The sequence below is a fragment of the Niveispirillum sp. genome, assembly GCF_017996735.1.
Lineage (GTDB): Bacteria > Pseudomonadota > Alphaproteobacteria > Azospirillales > Azospirillaceae > Niveispirillum.
In genome coordinates, this window is the sequence record NZ_JAGOGJ010000161.1 from 1 (window position 1) to 12,933 (window position 12,933).

The 12,933-nt window shown below is 63.6% G+C and carries 17 protein-coding genes; 7 read left to right on the plus strand and 10 right to left on the minus strand.

From position 1 onward, the window contains the following. Together KBA48_RS28990 and KBA48_RS28995 are read right to left on the minus strand one after the other, a co-directional pair. A partial coding sequence (locus KBA48_RS28990) for a replication initiation protein (RefSeq protein ID WP_292912175.1) occupies positions 1 to 1,186 on the minus strand: 1,186 nt, incomplete at its 3' end. A 682-nt stretch (positions 1,187 to 1,868) separates the two neighbouring features. Continuing rightward, positions 1,869 to 2,444, minus strand: a complete 576-nt coding sequence (locus KBA48_RS28995; RefSeq protein WP_292912176.1) for a PAS domain-containing protein — start codon at positions 2,442 to 2,444, stop codon at positions 1,869 to 1,871. Positions 2,445 to 2,575: 131 nt separating this feature from the next. On the opposite strand from KBA48_RS28995, the gene KBA48_RS29000 reads away from it, so the two are divergent. The 4 genes from KBA48_RS29000 to KBA48_RS29015 all read left to right on the plus strand — a co-directional run bounded on the left by KBA48_RS29000 (position 2,576) and on the right by KBA48_RS29015 (position 4,744). Then, on the plus strand, positions 2,576 to 3,082 hold the full coding sequence (locus KBA48_RS29000; protein ID WP_292912177.1) for a hypothetical protein: 507 nt from the start codon (positions 2,576 to 2,578) through the stop codon (positions 3,080 to 3,082). 111 nt (positions 3,083 to 3,193) lie between these two features. Beyond that, positions 3,194 to 3,565 (plus strand): hypothetical protein, encoded by a 372-nt coding sequence (locus KBA48_RS29005; RefSeq protein WP_292912178.1) that lies wholly within the window; start codon positions 3,194 to 3,196, stop codon positions 3,563 to 3,565. Between the two features lie 51 nt (positions 3,566 to 3,616). Beyond that, on the plus strand, positions 3,617 to 4,114 hold the full coding sequence (locus KBA48_RS29010; protein ID WP_292912179.1) for a copper chaperone PCu(A)C: 498 nt from the start codon (positions 3,617 to 3,619) through the stop codon (positions 4,112 to 4,114). 15 nt (positions 4,115 to 4,129) lie between these two features. Continuing rightward, a complete protein-coding gene (locus tag KBA48_RS29015) occupies positions 4,130 to 4,744 on the plus strand; it encodes an SCO family protein (RefSeq protein ID WP_292912180.1) in 615 nt (204 codons plus the stop codon). On the opposite strand, the gene KBA48_RS29020 is transcribed toward KBA48_RS29015, so the two are convergent. Further along, a complete protein-coding gene (locus KBA48_RS29020; protein ID WP_292912181.1) occupies positions 4,741 to 5,634 on the minus strand; it encodes a LysR substrate-binding domain-containing protein in 894 nt (297 codons plus the stop codon). The genes KBA48_RS29015 and KBA48_RS29020 overlap by 4 nt on opposite strands. Before the next feature lie 148 nt (positions 5,635 to 5,782). Between KBA48_RS29020 and KBA48_RS29025 the strand changes: the two genes are divergently transcribed. Beyond that, positions 5,783 to 6,196 carry a YbaN family protein gene (locus KBA48_RS29025; protein ID WP_292912182.1) on the plus strand — a complete coding sequence of 138 codons (414 nt, stop codon included), beginning with the start codon at positions 5,783 to 5,785 and terminating at the stop codon, positions 6,194 to 6,196. Between the two features lie 69 nt (positions 6,197 to 6,265). Here KBA48_RS29025 and KBA48_RS29030 read toward each other — a convergent pair whose 3' ends face one another. From KBA48_RS29030 to KBA48_RS29055, 6 genes are all read right to left on the minus strand, one after another. Beyond that, a complete protein-coding gene (locus KBA48_RS29030; RefSeq protein WP_292912183.1) occupies positions 6,266 to 6,457 on the minus strand; it encodes an AbrB/MazE/SpoVT family DNA-binding domain-containing protein in 192 nt (63 codons plus the stop codon). A gap of 60 nt (positions 6,458 to 6,517) precedes the next feature. Next, positions 6,518 to 7,267, minus strand: coding sequence for an ABC transporter substrate-binding protein (locus KBA48_RS29035; protein WP_292912184.1), 750 nt, complete (start codon positions 7,265 to 7,267; stop codon positions 6,518 to 6,520). A gap of 115 nt (positions 7,268 to 7,382) precedes the next feature. Next, positions 7,383 to 8,381 (minus strand): ferrochelatase, encoded by a 999-nt coding sequence (hemH, locus tag KBA48_RS29040; protein WP_367273890.1) that lies wholly within the window; start codon positions 8,379 to 8,381, stop codon positions 7,383 to 7,385. Positions 8,382 to 8,469: 88 nt separating this feature from the next. Next, positions 8,470 to 8,640: a hypothetical protein gene (locus tag KBA48_RS29045; RefSeq protein WP_292912185.1), complete on the minus strand. Its 171-nt coding sequence runs from the start codon at positions 8,638 to 8,640 to the stop codon at positions 8,470 to 8,472. A 137-nt stretch (positions 8,641 to 8,777) separates the two neighbouring features. Beyond that, positions 8,778 to 9,254 carry a YchJ family protein gene (locus KBA48_RS29050; RefSeq protein WP_292912186.1) on the minus strand — a complete coding sequence of 159 codons (477 nt, stop codon included), beginning with the start codon at positions 9,252 to 9,254 and terminating at the stop codon, positions 8,778 to 8,780. A gap of 75 nt (positions 9,255 to 9,329) precedes the next feature. Beyond that, on the minus strand, positions 9,330 to 9,914 hold the full coding sequence (locus KBA48_RS29055) for a thymidine kinase (RefSeq protein WP_292912187.1): 585 nt from the start codon (positions 9,912 to 9,914) through the stop codon (positions 9,330 to 9,332). A gap of 94 nt (positions 9,915 to 10,008) precedes the next feature. On the opposite strand from KBA48_RS29055, the gene KBA48_RS29060 reads away from it, so the two are divergent. Both KBA48_RS29060 and KBA48_RS29065 read left to right on the plus strand, forming a co-directional pair. Beyond that, on the plus strand, positions 10,009 to 11,499 hold the full coding sequence (locus tag KBA48_RS29060) for a class I SAM-dependent methyltransferase (protein WP_292912188.1): 1,491 nt from the start codon (positions 10,009 to 10,011) through the stop codon (positions 11,497 to 11,499). A gap of 123 nt (positions 11,500 to 11,622) precedes the next feature. Next, entirely contained in the window at positions 11,623 to 11,925 is a 303-nt protein-coding gene (locus KBA48_RS29065) for a DUF2934 domain-containing protein (RefSeq protein ID WP_292912189.1), read from the plus strand. Positions 11,926 to 12,098: 173 nt separating this feature from the next. On the opposite strand, the gene KBA48_RS29070 is transcribed toward KBA48_RS29065, so the two are convergent. Beyond that, the gene (locus KBA48_RS29070; protein ID WP_292912190.1) at positions 12,099 to 12,518 is read right to left on the minus strand and encodes a cytochrome c family protein; all 420 of its coding nucleotides are present in this window, start codon (positions 12,516 to 12,518) and stop codon (positions 12,099 to 12,101) included. Positions 12,519 to 12,933: the final 415 nt, after the last annotated feature.

Below are 12,933 nucleotides of genomic sequence, written 5' to 3' on the forward strand. Positions count from 1 at the left end.
GGACCAGCTTGCGTGTGCCCCGCGCCGTCTCCTCGATCCCCACGACGGACAGGTCGCGCAACAGCGGGGCCGGCACCTGCTTCTGGCCCAGGGCGTGGCGGGCAGCGGCCCACAGGGCCTCGGCGTCATCAGCGTCGGGCAATGGCGGCTCGGGTTCGGGCAGCGACCGGGCGGCGGCGGCGATGACCGGACGGGCCCCCTCCCCGCCTTCCCGCCGGGTCTTGCGTCCGGTCGAATGACGCTCACGTTCCAGAAAGGTGTCGGCGGCCTCATCCTCGTCCTTGGCATGGAAATCGAGGGTCACCTCCTCGATCTTCCGGCCTTTGCGCTTCATCTTCTCTTCCGGCATGTCGACACGGAAGGGCGCCAGTTGGTTCACCTCCGCCATGGCGCGGTCGATGGTCCGGGTGCGCAGGATGCCGAAATCCTTGTAGGCCCCCTCCGGCACGTTCAGCAACTTGCGCAGCGTCTCGATATCCAGGGTCAGTGACGGGTGATCCATCTGGTATCGCTGCATCCCGATCTCATAGAGCTTCAGGGCATAGGTGCTGGTGACCTTCACCATGGCCGGCCCCGACAGCCGGGCCCAGAGCTGGGAAGACCGTTGCAGTTCCAGGAAGGCGTCGGTGAACTGGAAATGGATATCGGCACTGTCGATCTCCACCTCGTCCTCGGGCCGGACATAGGAGGAGAGGATGCGCAGTTCCGCCCGGCTGCGACGCCCGCGGAACGGCCCGATGACGACCAGGGAGCTTTCGTAGATCTCCTTCAGCGCGTCGAAAATACGCTCATTGCCCTTGTGGTTGCCACGGACGACCTTCTTGGGCAGGCGGTAGAGCTTGTTGGCGAAATTCTGGCTGCCGGCCAGATGGATCATGAAGTTCAGCATCTTCTGCGCCGGCAGCGACAGGCGCGATCCGTTGGCCGGGTAGGAATAGACCGCCTCCGCCGCCTTGATCAGGTGCTTGTAACCGTCGCGTTCAAAGGTGGCGGCCGCGACCCGCGCCGTCTGTCCGGCCCGGTCCAGGGCGGGGAGATTGTCCGGCCGGGTGGCATCGACAAGGCTGCCCTCCACGTCGATGACAACGCCGGTATCGCCCGCCGTCGGGACATAGGGTACGATAGCCGCCAATGCCTCATCGCGCGCCGGCTGGGCACTGCTGGTCTTGCGGCGGCTTGGCGGCATGATGGTTCCCCTGTTCCGTGCCGGCAAGCTAGTCCCTTCCTTACAGCGAAGGCAAGTAAGGAAAGGCGTTTTCCACAGGGAATCATCCGCCCTTACGGGATGGGGGCAAGTCTTACGCCCTGGGGCGTGTGCCAAACGCCCCCAGGATGTACGGATACCCTCCCCCGACCTGTAAGGAATATCGCTGAAAACCCCAGGGAATCCGCGGCTCTTCGCTTCTATGAATCTTTAGTAAGAATCTTGGAACAAAATCAGGACAGGATTTTGTGTGAGGATGACAGGGATATTGATAGGCGCGCCGTCCTCATCCCCCTCCGACTCGCGGTGGCTATTCCTTACAGGTCGGGGGATCAGCGACTCCAGATGATCAGCATGCTCGGCATTCCTTACCGTTTGGGGGAAACCTTACGGCTTGGGGGCATCGGGTGTTCCCGAAAGCCCTCCCCCAGGATGTAAGGGTGATGATCCCCCGGGAAGTAAGGAGACTCGCGTTCTCTACGCTCGGTCCTTTTTTGCCATCCTGGAGTCGCGTACGGCAATCTGCGCCTTACATGCCCCCGAGCCGTAAGGAAAGGTGCCCCCGTGGCGTAAGGATCAAAGGGTGGGCTTCATGCCCCCAGGGAGTAAGGATGACCCGATTCCCTTACCTTTTGGGGGAGCCCCCAGGCCGTAAGGATCGGGGTCAGCGGTCCTCGACGCGCAGGGCATTGATCAGATCCAGCTCCATTTCCAGCCCCCGCCATTCAATGGCGGAGCGGAGTCCCCCCTTGGGCAGAATCATCAGCATGGCGAATCCGATTTCATCGTGATCGTCAAGCAAAGGCAGAAGCAGCCGGTGATAACCCAGCTTTTCGCTGAAAATCCGAAAGCGCCGGTCACTGAAAACCGGGCCGCCCATGGACAGCATGCGGCGATAGGCGTCGCGCACTTCGCGTAGCGTCTGGCCGCTATAGCATTGCGACAGAAGGCGGCCAGTCAGGGGGCTGCCGAACAGTTGCACCAGGTTGGGGCCCGCCCAGAGATAGCGGGCCTGATCGACGCCCGGGCGCAGATCGACCAGGGCCAGATCTCCCGCCAGACGACGCAGTGCCACCGGTGTGAAATCCAGGGCGCGGGGAACAGCCTTCCCACCCCCGCATTCCCGCCATTGATCGCGCAGTTCCACCATGCTGTCGGGCGTATGGTCCAACGGTTCGGGCGCGTGGGTTTCCCACATGCCGAAGGGCGCCGCCAGACGGGTGAGGATCACGGTACCCATGGGAAGCCTGACTGGTTGGTGGGTTCAGGATGACGGGCACCGGCCATGCTGGCAACTGCCGAATGATCTATTGAGAATGATTATCAATAGCGATACTGTTGCGACGTCGCATCCCAGCCGAGGGTAACAGCATGCAGACCGATCACCGTACACCGATCCGTGGAAGCCGACAGACCATCGCGGCCAACATGCCCTTCGTGGCGTTGTATCCGGCCGCGCGCCTGGCCTTGTGGGGGCTGCGCTACTGGGCGACCTGTGCGCGGCAGGGGCGGTGTCCGGCCTTGCTGTTGCGGGATGTCTTCGTGTCGGCGGGGGCGCCGCTGGCACCTCTCAGCATCGACCGTCTGATGCGCATCTTCGCGGTCGCTTCCCGTCATCCACCGGCCCTGGGCTGTCCCGCCTGCACCCGGTTGACGGATGACGAGGCGGAGTTGCTGAGTACCATACAATCCATCCAGGGCGGTGAAGGGATGGCCGTGGAGCGGGTCCTGTCCGCCTGGCTGCCCTGGCAGGCGGCGGAGGTGGCGGGTGATGCCCTGACCGGCTATGCCCGCCTGTTGCTGGATGGCGGTTATGACCTGTCTTCGGCCCGTGTGCCCGAACTGACCTGTCCCCCTGCCGGGGCGCGGTTGCATTGATGCCACCGGTCGAAATTCCCGACCGATGGCATCACGACGCTTGGCCTTGCGACAACAGAGCAATGGACAGGCGCCCCCTGACATGGCATCGCATGGGGCATGGATGGCGCCATGATCATGCGACAGGGCGGGTGGCGGGGCTGGGCGGCGCGGATGCTGTTGCCGGTACTGCTGTTCGTCGCCTTGCTGCCGCGCGGCTATATGCCGGATGCGCAGGCGCTGCGGCGTGGGGAATTGTCCCTGACCATCTGCCGTGTGGCGGAACCACGCCGGGGTGATATCAGCACGAATACTGCTGGTTTTGAGCATCTGGCGGCCTGTCCCTTCGGATTGCTGCCGGCCTTGTCGGTTCCGGTGGAACCGGCCATGCTGCCGCTGCCATGGCGGTGGGGCATTGTCGCGGCCGATATCGTCGATGCGCTGATCCCACGGGTCGGGCTGTGGATTACGGGATTGGGCGCGCGCGGGCCGCCGGGCATGTAATGCCCCCTGCCCTTCTGCCCCCCCCAATCCATATCCATCGGGACATCCATCATGCGTAACATCGCCCGTACCCTTTTGATTTCTGCTGCGGCCAGCCTGCTGCTGGCCGGTGCCGCTCAGGCGGAGATCAGCGTTTCCAACCCCTTCTCCCGCGCTTCCGCACCGCAGGCCAAGGCGGGTGCCGCCTTCCTGACCTTGAACATCGATGCCGGCGCCGACAAGCTGGTTGGTGCCAGCAGCCCGGTGGCCGACAAGGCCGAACTGCATGCCCACCTGATGGAAGGTGGCGTGGCCAGGATGCGGCCCGTCGAGGGCGGGATCGCCGTCAATGCCGGAACGCCGACGGAACTGAAGCCCGGCGGTCTGCATATCATGCTGATGGGGTTGAAGGCGCCGCTGAAGCAGGGGGACAGCTTCCCCCTGACCTTGACCTTTGAAAAGGCGGGAGAGGTGGCGGTAACCGTGCCTGTGCAGGGGCCGGGTGCCATGGGGCCGATGCAGGGGCAGGACCATGGAAGCCATGGCGACCATGCCGGCCACCAGCACTAAGCCGGCAGTGGCTCGATGAAGCGCCGGACATTCTGGACCGGCCTGGCTGTGCTGGCGACCGCCGCCCTGCTGGGTTCCGTCGTCCTGATTGCCGATCACCTATCGCCGCAGAAGGCGGAACAGGGACAGGGGCGCGCCGCGATTGGCGGCCCCTTCTCCCTGACCGACCATACGGGGCAGGCGGTCACGCAGGACATCCTGAAAGGCAAACTTTCGCTGGTCTATTTCGGGTACAGTTTCTGCCCCGATATCTGTCCCACCGACCTGCAATTGATCGCGCAGGCCCTGGATCAGCTATCGCCGGAAGAACTGGCCGACACCCAGGCCCTGTTCGTCACCATCGATCCCGAGCGGGATACGGTGACGCAGATGGCCGATTACGTGGCCCTGTTCCACCCATCAATCCGTGGTCTGACCGGCACGCCGGATCAGATTGCCGGGGCCGCCCGATCCTACCGCGCCTATTACAAGAAAATATCGGCGGAGGAAGCGGGCACGGTCGACTATCTGATGGATCATTCCGCCTTCATCTATCTGATGAACCGGGATGGGGATTTTGTCCGTGTCTTTGGACATGGGGTGAATCCCGATGAGATTGTCGAATGGATCCGGAAGGTGAGGGCGGGTTAACCGCCCCCGAGCCGTAAGGATCGGATTGTTTCGGCCACCGCCTCCACCGCTTGCCGGCGGGGAAAGGTCTCCCGGAAGGCCAGGCGCACGGTGCGCCCGGCCGATCCGGGAGCCAGCGGCCGCGCGACCGTGCCGGGGACCGGCGCCGTCCGCCCCGCCACCACCAGGGCGGGGGCCAGGGTGCAGCCGTACCCCGCCGCCACCATGTTCAGCAGCATTTCCAGGCTGGTCGCCCGCAGATCGGCGCGACCGGCACCGGTTTGATGGCAGGCCGCCAGCGCCTGGTCGCGCAGACAATGGCCATCGGCCAGCACCAGCATCTCAACCTTCGACAAATCTTCATCGCCGATCATCGGCAGTGCCGCCAGGGGATTGCCTTCCGGCAGGACCAGCAGGAACGGTTCGTCAAATAGCGGCAGGCTGGGAATGTCGTCATCCTCCACAATCGTGGCCAGAAGCACGGCGTCCAGTTCATGTCGGCGCAGCCGGGCCAGCAGATTGTCGGTGATATCTTCCCACAGCACGAGGTCCAGCTTGGGATAATCGCGTTTCAGCGGACCCAGGATGCGTGGGATCAGATAGGGGCCCAGGGTCGGGATGACCCCAAGACGTAAGGAACCGGCCAAAGGATCGCGCCAGCCCTGCGCCAAGGCCGTGATGGCGTCGGCCTTTTCCACGGCCGCCCGCGCCAGCGGCAGGATTTGTTCCGCGGCCGGCGTGGGGATCACGGACTTGTTGGTCCGTTCGAACAGGGTGATGCCCAGCATCTCCTCCAGCTTGCGGATTTGCCCCGACAAGGTGGGTTGGCTGACATGGCAGGCCTCCGCGGCCCGGCCAAAATGCCGGTGATCGTCAACGGCGATCACATAGCGCAGGTCACGCAGATTCATGGGCGCTCTCTCGCAGGTGCGCAATAGGTCGCGCCAATCATAACCATCCGAACAATCAATTGTACCGCAGAAACCCAGAGCGATACCGTGATTTCAGCCTGATTTTGGCCGTGATTGCGACGTCGCAATTGCCGTCCGGAGGATGAACGTGAAACATCGCCACGCATTGCCCCCTGCCCTGACGCGCGGTCTCTACCGACTGGGCGCCAGCCTGTTCCTGTTGCTGGGCTTGATCGGTGTTGTCGTGCCGCTGATGCCGACCACCGTGTTTCTGCTGCTGTCCGTCTGGTGCCTGCTGCGGCTTGGCGATCATCGGGCTGAGTGGTTGTTGAAGCATCCACGGCTGGGGCCGCCGTTGCGCCTGTTCATCGAACAAGGGGCGATCGCACGGCGGGGCAAACTGGCGGCGTTGGGTGGATTAAGCCTGGGTTCCGGTCTGCTTCTGTTTATGGCGGGCAATCATCCCTGGCTGGCGGGCGGTGGCATCGGGGCCATGGCACTGGTGGCCCTGTATCTGGTTACCCGTCCGGAGCCGGCCCGCCCCCAGGCGGTAAGGATGTAGCGCTTCCGCTCTCCAGAGAACTTTAAAAGCCCATGGATGCCAACACATGGGCTTTCTTTTTGTCCGGGTTCAGCCCTTCGCTGTGCGACCCAGCATGCTTTTCAGCAATTTCTCGCCCGGTGCCCGTGCAGGCGGGGCCAGTTCCACCCGGTGGCCCGCCGCCAGTACCGCCGATAGACGGTCGCCCGGCTTCAACCCCAGATGTTCCAGCATCTCTGCCGTCAGGGTAATGGCACCATCGGGGCCAATGATCAGGTCCATGGCGTAAGTCCACAAATGATGAAGCCACAAAATAGGCGCTGCCCGGCCCCGGGGCAATGGTTACGACGGGGGCCTTCCCGTTATCGTTTCCGGCAGTGATCCATTGGCCCGCATCTTGGCCAGACCGCGATTGAAGATGTCCAATATCTCCCGGCCACGGGGATTGTCGCGGGCAACGATCAGATGCAGGCTGGATTCACTGGCGGCGGGGCCGGGCACGGTCACCAGCTTTTCCCGCTCTGACACCGTCGCGCGGCGTGCGTCGGCGATGCGGTCATCCTCCACCATAAAATCCGCACGATCGGCAATGATCATCGACAGGCAGCTCCGCTGCTGCGTCGGCGTCACGCGTTGCACATCCCCTTGTTGGATCAGCAGGTTCAGCCATGCTGGCAGGCCGTATCCCACGGCCGCACAAACCCGCCTTCCCTTCATCCAGCCTGTCGCCATGGCGGCCCGTTCATTTCCGATGGCAACCACCAGATGCTGACGGACGATGGTGATGGGGTCGGAGAACAACACCTCGCGTGCCCGTTGTTCGGTGCGGATATAGGGGAAGGTGGCATCGAAACGATGGGCCAGCAGTCCTTCGTACCCGCGTCGCCATGGTTCGACACTGATATCGGCGGTTATACCGGCCGTAGTGAATATTTCCCGCACCAGCCTTGTGACAGGGCCGCCGCCGGGTAATGTATCATCGACATAAGGGGCGTAATCGCTGCCGGTCACCAGCTTTAACGGCGTCGGCTCCGCCCCCGCCGACAGGAACGGAAATAACACCGCCAGTAAAAGCGTGCCCGCGCGCCGCACCCGTGCCCCTTGTCGGCAGCCACCATCTTGGTAAGCGTAGAGTTAACAAGGGCGCGGGTCAACAAACCTTGGGGACCAAAGCGGGATGATTATGCCCCCAGGGGGTAAGGATGGATCAGATCCAGCCGGACAGTTCCCGTTCCACAATGGCGCGCAAAAGGCCGGTATGGTCGGGATGGTCGTTCAGGCACGGGATATAGGTGAAGTCAGTCCCCCCAGCGGTAAGGAAAGTCTCCCGGATACCCTGGTTCACCTCTTCCAGCGTCTCCACACAGTCGCTGACAAAGGCGGGTGCCAGGATGGCCAGCTTCTTCACCCCCTGTCCCGGCAGTGCCTTGACCATCGGTTCCAGGTAAGGCTGCAGCCATTCCGTCCGTCCGAAACGCGACTGAAAGGCATGGGTCAGGGTCGTCGCATCCATGCCAAGCTTTTCCCGCAGCAGGCGGGCTGTCTTCAGGCAGTAGCAATGATAGGGGTCGCCCTTTTCAAGGTACATCTTGGGCAGGCCGTGGAAGGAGGCGATGATCCGATCCGGCTTCCAGGACAGGCTGTCCAGGTGGCGGGAAACGCCGGCGGCCAGCGCCGTGATATAGGCGGGATCGTCATGATAGGTAGGGACGGTCCGGATGGCCGGCTGCCGGCGCAACGTCATCAGGTGGCGGAAGGCCTGATCGCAGGCCGTGGCCGTGGTGGTGGCGCTGTATTGCGGATAAAGCGGGAACAGCAGGATACGCTCGCATCCCTGTGCCAGCAGGCTGTCGATGCCCTTGGCCGTGGATGGATGGCCATAGCGCATGCCCCATTCTACGATGACCCTGTCGTCATGGGTATGTGTCAGCGCGGCGCGCAGCCCGTCGGCCTGGGCACGGGTGAAAGTCTTCAGGGGGCTTTCATTCAGTTCCCGGTTCCAGATGCCGGCATAGGCATGGCCGCTTTTTTGGGGCCGGAAGGTCAGGATGATGCCCTGCAGGATGGGTTGCCAGATGGCCTGCGGCACCTCCACCACGCGCCGGTCGGACAGGAATTCCGACAGGTAGCGGCGCATCGACCAATAATCGGTTGCCTCTGGTGTGCCCAGATTGATCAGCAACACGCCGATCTTCGGCGCCTTCACAGGCGGATGTCCGGCGGGCAGGGCGGGGGAGGGGCTATGGGAGATCACTTCAGGCCATACTCTGACAGGGGGGCAAGGCCCGCCCCGGTCAGGAACGGACACGCACCATCGCCGCCAAGGCTCTGCGGTGGCGGTGCGCTTGCATCAAGATATCCGCTGGCGCTGAACCTTCAATGACCAAACGGCCATTTTCCGCCGAAAGACCCGCGCCGTGCAGGCGCAGCGACTGAATCAGCTTTTCCAGGGATTTGCGCTGCATCGTCCTTCCTCCAGCCATGGTTCTTTCAGCAAGAACCACGGCTTTCCATGTTGCTCAATCACCACCGGCAACAGGATGACAGGAAGGACGACGACAGGGAAATCGATTGATCGGATGGCGATGATAGGTGACGCCTATCAGGCGCCGCAGCACTTCTTGAACTTCTTGCCTGACCCACAGGTGCAGGGATCGTTGCGGCCGACCTTCACCACGGTTCGGGGACGCTGGCCCATGACGCCGTCCACATACCACCAGCGGCCATCCTGGCTCTTGAAGCGGCCGGTTTCATGATGGATCAGGTCCTTGCCGTCCATGGTGAACTTGGCCACGAACTCGACATAGGCCTCGTCAGGCGTCTGGCCATCGGCGGTGGAGCGTACTTCCAGGCCGGTCCAGATGCTTTTGGACGCCCATTCGGTGACCTGCTCCGCGTCGAAATCATCCTGCGTGCCGGGCAGCAGGGTTTCGCCCAGGTACTTCACGTCCTGCTTGGCGAAGGCGGTGTAGCGTGACCGCATCAGCGCTTCCGGCGTCGGGGCCGGTTCAGTGCGGGCCAGATAGGGGCCGCAGCAGGCATCGAATTCACGACCGCTATCGCAGGGGCACTTGCTCATTTGCTCACTCGTTCCTGAAAGTCGTTTGCTGCTGGGCGGGATAGCGCATCGTGGCGTGGTTCACCAGTGCGCTTATCACAAATCCAATGACAGTTCCCGGCCCGGCGCCTCGCTATGGTCATGCCAATGCAGGTTACAGCGGGGTTCGTACAGGTCGGCTTGGCCCAGTTCGACGGTCCGGTCGTTACGGTGCTTCTTGAAGCTCTTATGGGCCTCGTGTCCGCAAACGGCACAGCGGGATTTCAGCTTCCACAGACCATCCGCCATGGCGGCCAGCGTGGCGGTCACGGAAAAGGCGCGGCCGCGCCAATCCATGTCCAGGCCCGACACGGCGACATCGATACCCCGGTGCAGCAGGGTGCGCACATCCTCCACCAGATCGCCGTGATAATGCGGTTCCACGCAGAACTGCACCTCGTCGATGAAGACGGCCTTGATGCTGTCCGGCACGGTGGGCATGCGCGTGATAGGGATGGCATCGAAGCCGATACCATCATGGTTGACGACGCGGTTCTCCGCATAGCGCACATCGAAGGCCGGCTTCAGCAGCATGATGTGGGAGCCGGTGCCGTGCGTGTACCAAATGGCGCGCTTCAGGATCTCCGTGGACTTGCCCGAGAACATGGGTCCGCAGATGACTTCCAGCTTTCCGTAGCGCATGCCTGTTTCCTGTCGAAGGGCCGGGGCTTTCCATAGCCGAGTTCAAGGCTTCATGCCATGAAAACAGGGTTCGGGTGGGGCAGGGAAGGGGACCATGCGGGGTTGGACCGACGGCTATGTGACGGAGATCGGCTATACTTACGGCTTCCATGCGGAGCTGCAGCCCTGGCCCATGGCTGACGCCCTGGGGCAGCGCTCGCCCATCCGGCCGGGGCTGCCGTTCGATTATTGTGAACTGGGCTTCGGGCAGGGGTTCAGCCTGGCGCTGCTGGCGGCCGCCAATCCGCAGGCGCGTTTCTGGGGCAACGACATCAACCCCGATCATGTCGCGCATGCGCGCGGGCTGGCCGAGGGTGCCGGCCTGACCAACCTGTCGGTCAGCACGCTTGGTTTTGCCGATTATGCGGCCACCGACCTTCCGGCCTTCGACATCGTGGCCCTGCACGGCGTCTGGTCCTGGGTGGGGCCGCAGCAGCGGGCGGAGATCGTGGCCTTCCTGGACCGGCATCTGAAGCCGGGTGGGCTGGTCTATCTGGGCTACAATGTCCTGCCGGGCTGGGCGCAATATCTGCCGCTGCGTGAACTGATGCTGGCGGGCGCGCGGCGGGGGCAGGGGGGCCTGGCGGACCGTATCGGCGGCTCCCTGGCGCTGGCACAGCGGCTGCGGGCGCAGGAGGCCGGGTATTTCCGGATCAATCCCACCGTGGCCACCCGTCTGGACGCGCTGTTGGACCGACCCGTGGATTATCTGGCCCATGAATATTTCAATGAGAGCTGGCACCCCACCTATTTCACCGATCTGGCCCAGGCGTTGGCGCCCGCCGGATTGCGCCTGGCGGCGCAGGGACGGGCGGCGGACCGGTGGGAGGAAGAGGCACTGCGGGAGGCCATCCTTACCGCCGGGGGGAGCGCAGCGGCGGATGACCCGGACTTTGCCGAATTGCTGCGCGACTTCCTGACCAACCGCTCGTTTCGCCGTGACCTGTTCATCCGGGCGGGTGGGGGGACATGGCCGGTGACGGCGCGGTCCTGGGCAGCCCTTGGCCACCCGCGCGACCTGCCACGGCGCGCCACTCCGGCCACCCGGCCGATGGAGGTGCCGTTCGATGCGGCCCACGCCATCCTGACGGCGTTGCTGTCGGGTCCGCAGCGGGAGGATGAATTGCTGGCGCCGTTGGCGCAACAGGGGCCGGAGGCGCTGGCGGTTCTGAAGGCACTGGATCTGGTGGCCCCGGCCCTGCCGGCGGACGGGTTAGCGCAACGGCGCGAAAGCTGCGGCCGGTTGAACGCGCTGCTTCTGGCGGATGCCGTGGCCAATGACCGTATGCCCGCCCTGGCCAGCCCTGTGACCGGTGGCGGCGTCGCCATCGACCGGGTGGAAAAGCTGTTTCTGGCCGGTTTGTCCGCCGGCGCCGATCCCGCGCTTCACGCTTTTGAAACGCTGGAGACCGCCGGGCAGCGTGTGCTGCGCGATGGCAAGCCGATCACGACGGCGCAACGGCACAAGGCCGAACTTGCCGACCGTTGGGACACCTTTGCCCGCCGCCGCCTGCCTGTGCTGCAGGTCTTGGGTGCGGTGCCATAATCCGAAAGGAGCGGATACGGGAAATACGAGGCAACCCAAAGGAAGGAAGTGGAAATTTTTCCGGTTGCGGTGCACCATACGGTGTGCCCGGTCGCCTGGGCCCCTGCGATGGAGAGACGCCCCATGCCGCGCAAATCAGCCAAATCCGAAGCTTTGTCCGTTCCTGAAACCGAGCCGGTGGCGGCACCGCCAGTGAAGAAAGCCAAGGCCCCCGCCAAGCCGCGCGCCAAGAAAGCCGAACCCGCCCCGGCCATTGTCACCGCCGCAGCGGTGGAGCCCACCGGCGCCCAGGTCGCGGAGGAGGCCTATCTGCTCTGGCTGTCCGAAGGGCAACCGGTAGGCCGTGATCTCGAACATTGGCTGCTGGCCGAACAGATCGTGCGCAGCCGCCTGTCACTCTTGTCGGCGGCGGTTCACTCCGCCTGATCAGACCCATCGGGCTGATGCTTCCCGCGCAAAACAGCGATCAAGGGCTGCGGTCATTTGATACCGATCCGCCAAGGGCGCAGATGCGCCCGCCCGGCGAATCAGGAAACAGGAAATCCGCCTTGATCGGTCATGATCAAGGCGGATTGGTATAGGATCGCAGCCCTGGCCCGTTACTTCGTCTTCAGGAAGGCGATGACGTCCTTGCGTTCCTGCTCGTTGGGCAGCTTGAAGGCCATCTTCGTGGCGCCCACCGCCTTGTCGGCCTTGCCCTTCTCCGTCAGGAACTTCTTCAGGAAGCCCTGCGGGTCGGCCAGATAATCCAACAGATGGGCTTCGTCCCAGACCAGGCCGGCCTCACCGGAATTATGGTTGATGTCGGAGTACTTGTACCCCTCCACCTTGCCGGCGGTACGGCCGACAACGCCGTTCAGGATGGGGCCGACCAAATTCTTGGCATCGGGGCCGACGCGGTGGCAGGCCATGCACTTCTTGAACACGGCCTCGCCCTTGGCGGCGTCCTGCGCCATGGCGGTGCCGGCGGAGAGCATGGCGACGCCCGTCAGGGCGAAAGCGGCAAACAGGGACTTCATCGTGATACTCCCTCGGGGGCTTTGGCGCCGGAGAAATGGCGCTGACCACAAGACATACGGCGTGGAACCTGCTGGTCAAGCTGCCAAAAGGTCCCAGCACGCATGGATTTGGCCATAATACCCATCTGCCGAGGGTTTGACCCTTGGCAGATTGGAGGCCGGCGACTGCCGGCCCGGCACCGCGTGGTGCCGTAAGCCAAGGCGGCGTATGCCGCCGCCCGGCGTCTGAGGCAACACGAAATCTTCCTTGATCGGTCACGATCAAGGAAGATTGTTAGGGTGGACGGCCCCCCCGGCATCGCTGTGCCATAGTTGGGTTGTCAGACACCAACATCGGGAGCCGCCCAGATGGAGTATAAACGGATTGCGATCGACATTTCCAAGCATGTGTTCACGCTGCATGGTGTCGATGCCC

What these genes read in the sequence shown, in the direction of transcription:
- KBA48_RS29015 (WP_292912180.1), top strand. Translation starts at nt 4,130, where the DNA reads ATGAAGCGCCGGACATTCTGGACCGGCCTGGCTGTGCTGGCGACCGCC.
- KBA48_RS29055 (WP_292912187.1), bottom strand. Translation starts at nt 9,914, where the DNA reads ATGCGCTACGGAAAGCTGGAAGTCATCTGCGGACCCATGTTCTCGGGC.
- KBA48_RS29030 (WP_292912183.1), bottom strand. Translation starts at nt 6,457, where the DNA reads ATGGACCTGATCATTGGCCCCGATGGTGCCATTACCCTGACGGCAGAG.
- KBA48_RS29065 (WP_292912189.1), top strand. Translation starts at nt 11,623, where the DNA reads ATGCCGCGCAAATCAGCCAAATCCGAAGCTTTGTCCGTTCCTGAAACC.
- KBA48_RS29010 (WP_292912179.1), top strand. Translation starts at nt 3,617, where the DNA reads ATGCGTAACATCGCCCGTACCCTTTTGATTTCTGCTGCGGCCAGCCTG.
- KBA48_RS29005 (WP_292912178.1), top strand. Translation starts at nt 3,194, where the DNA reads ATGATCATGCGACAGGGCGGGTGGCGGGGCTGGGCGGCGCGGATGCTG.
- KBA48_RS28995 (WP_292912176.1), bottom strand. Translation starts at nt 2,444, where the DNA reads ATGGGTACCGTGATCCTCACCCGTCTGGCGGCGCCCTTCGGCATGTGG.
- KBA48_RS29045 (WP_292912185.1), bottom strand. Translation starts at nt 8,640, where the DNA reads ATGCAGCGCAAATCCCTGGAAAAGCTGATTCAGTCGCTGCGCCTGCAC.
- KBA48_RS29060 (WP_292912188.1), top strand. Translation starts at nt 10,009, where the DNA reads ATGCGGGGTTGGACCGACGGCTATGTGACGGAGATCGGCTATACTTAC.
- KBA48_RS29020 (WP_292912181.1), bottom strand. Translation starts at nt 5,634, where the DNA reads ATGAATCTGCGTGACCTGCGCTATGTGATCGCCGTTGACGATCACCGG.
- KBA48_RS29070 (WP_292912190.1), bottom strand. Translation starts at nt 12,518, where the DNA reads ATGAAGTCCCTGTTTGCCGCTTTCGCCCTGACGGGCGTCGCCATGCTC.
- KBA48_RS29050 (WP_292912186.1), bottom strand. Translation starts at nt 9,254, where the DNA reads ATGAGCAAGTGCCCCTGCGATAGCGGTCGTGAATTCGATGCCTGCTGC.
- KBA48_RS29000 (WP_292912177.1), top strand. Translation starts at nt 2,576, where the DNA reads ATGCAGACCGATCACCGTACACCGATCCGTGGAAGCCGACAGACCATC.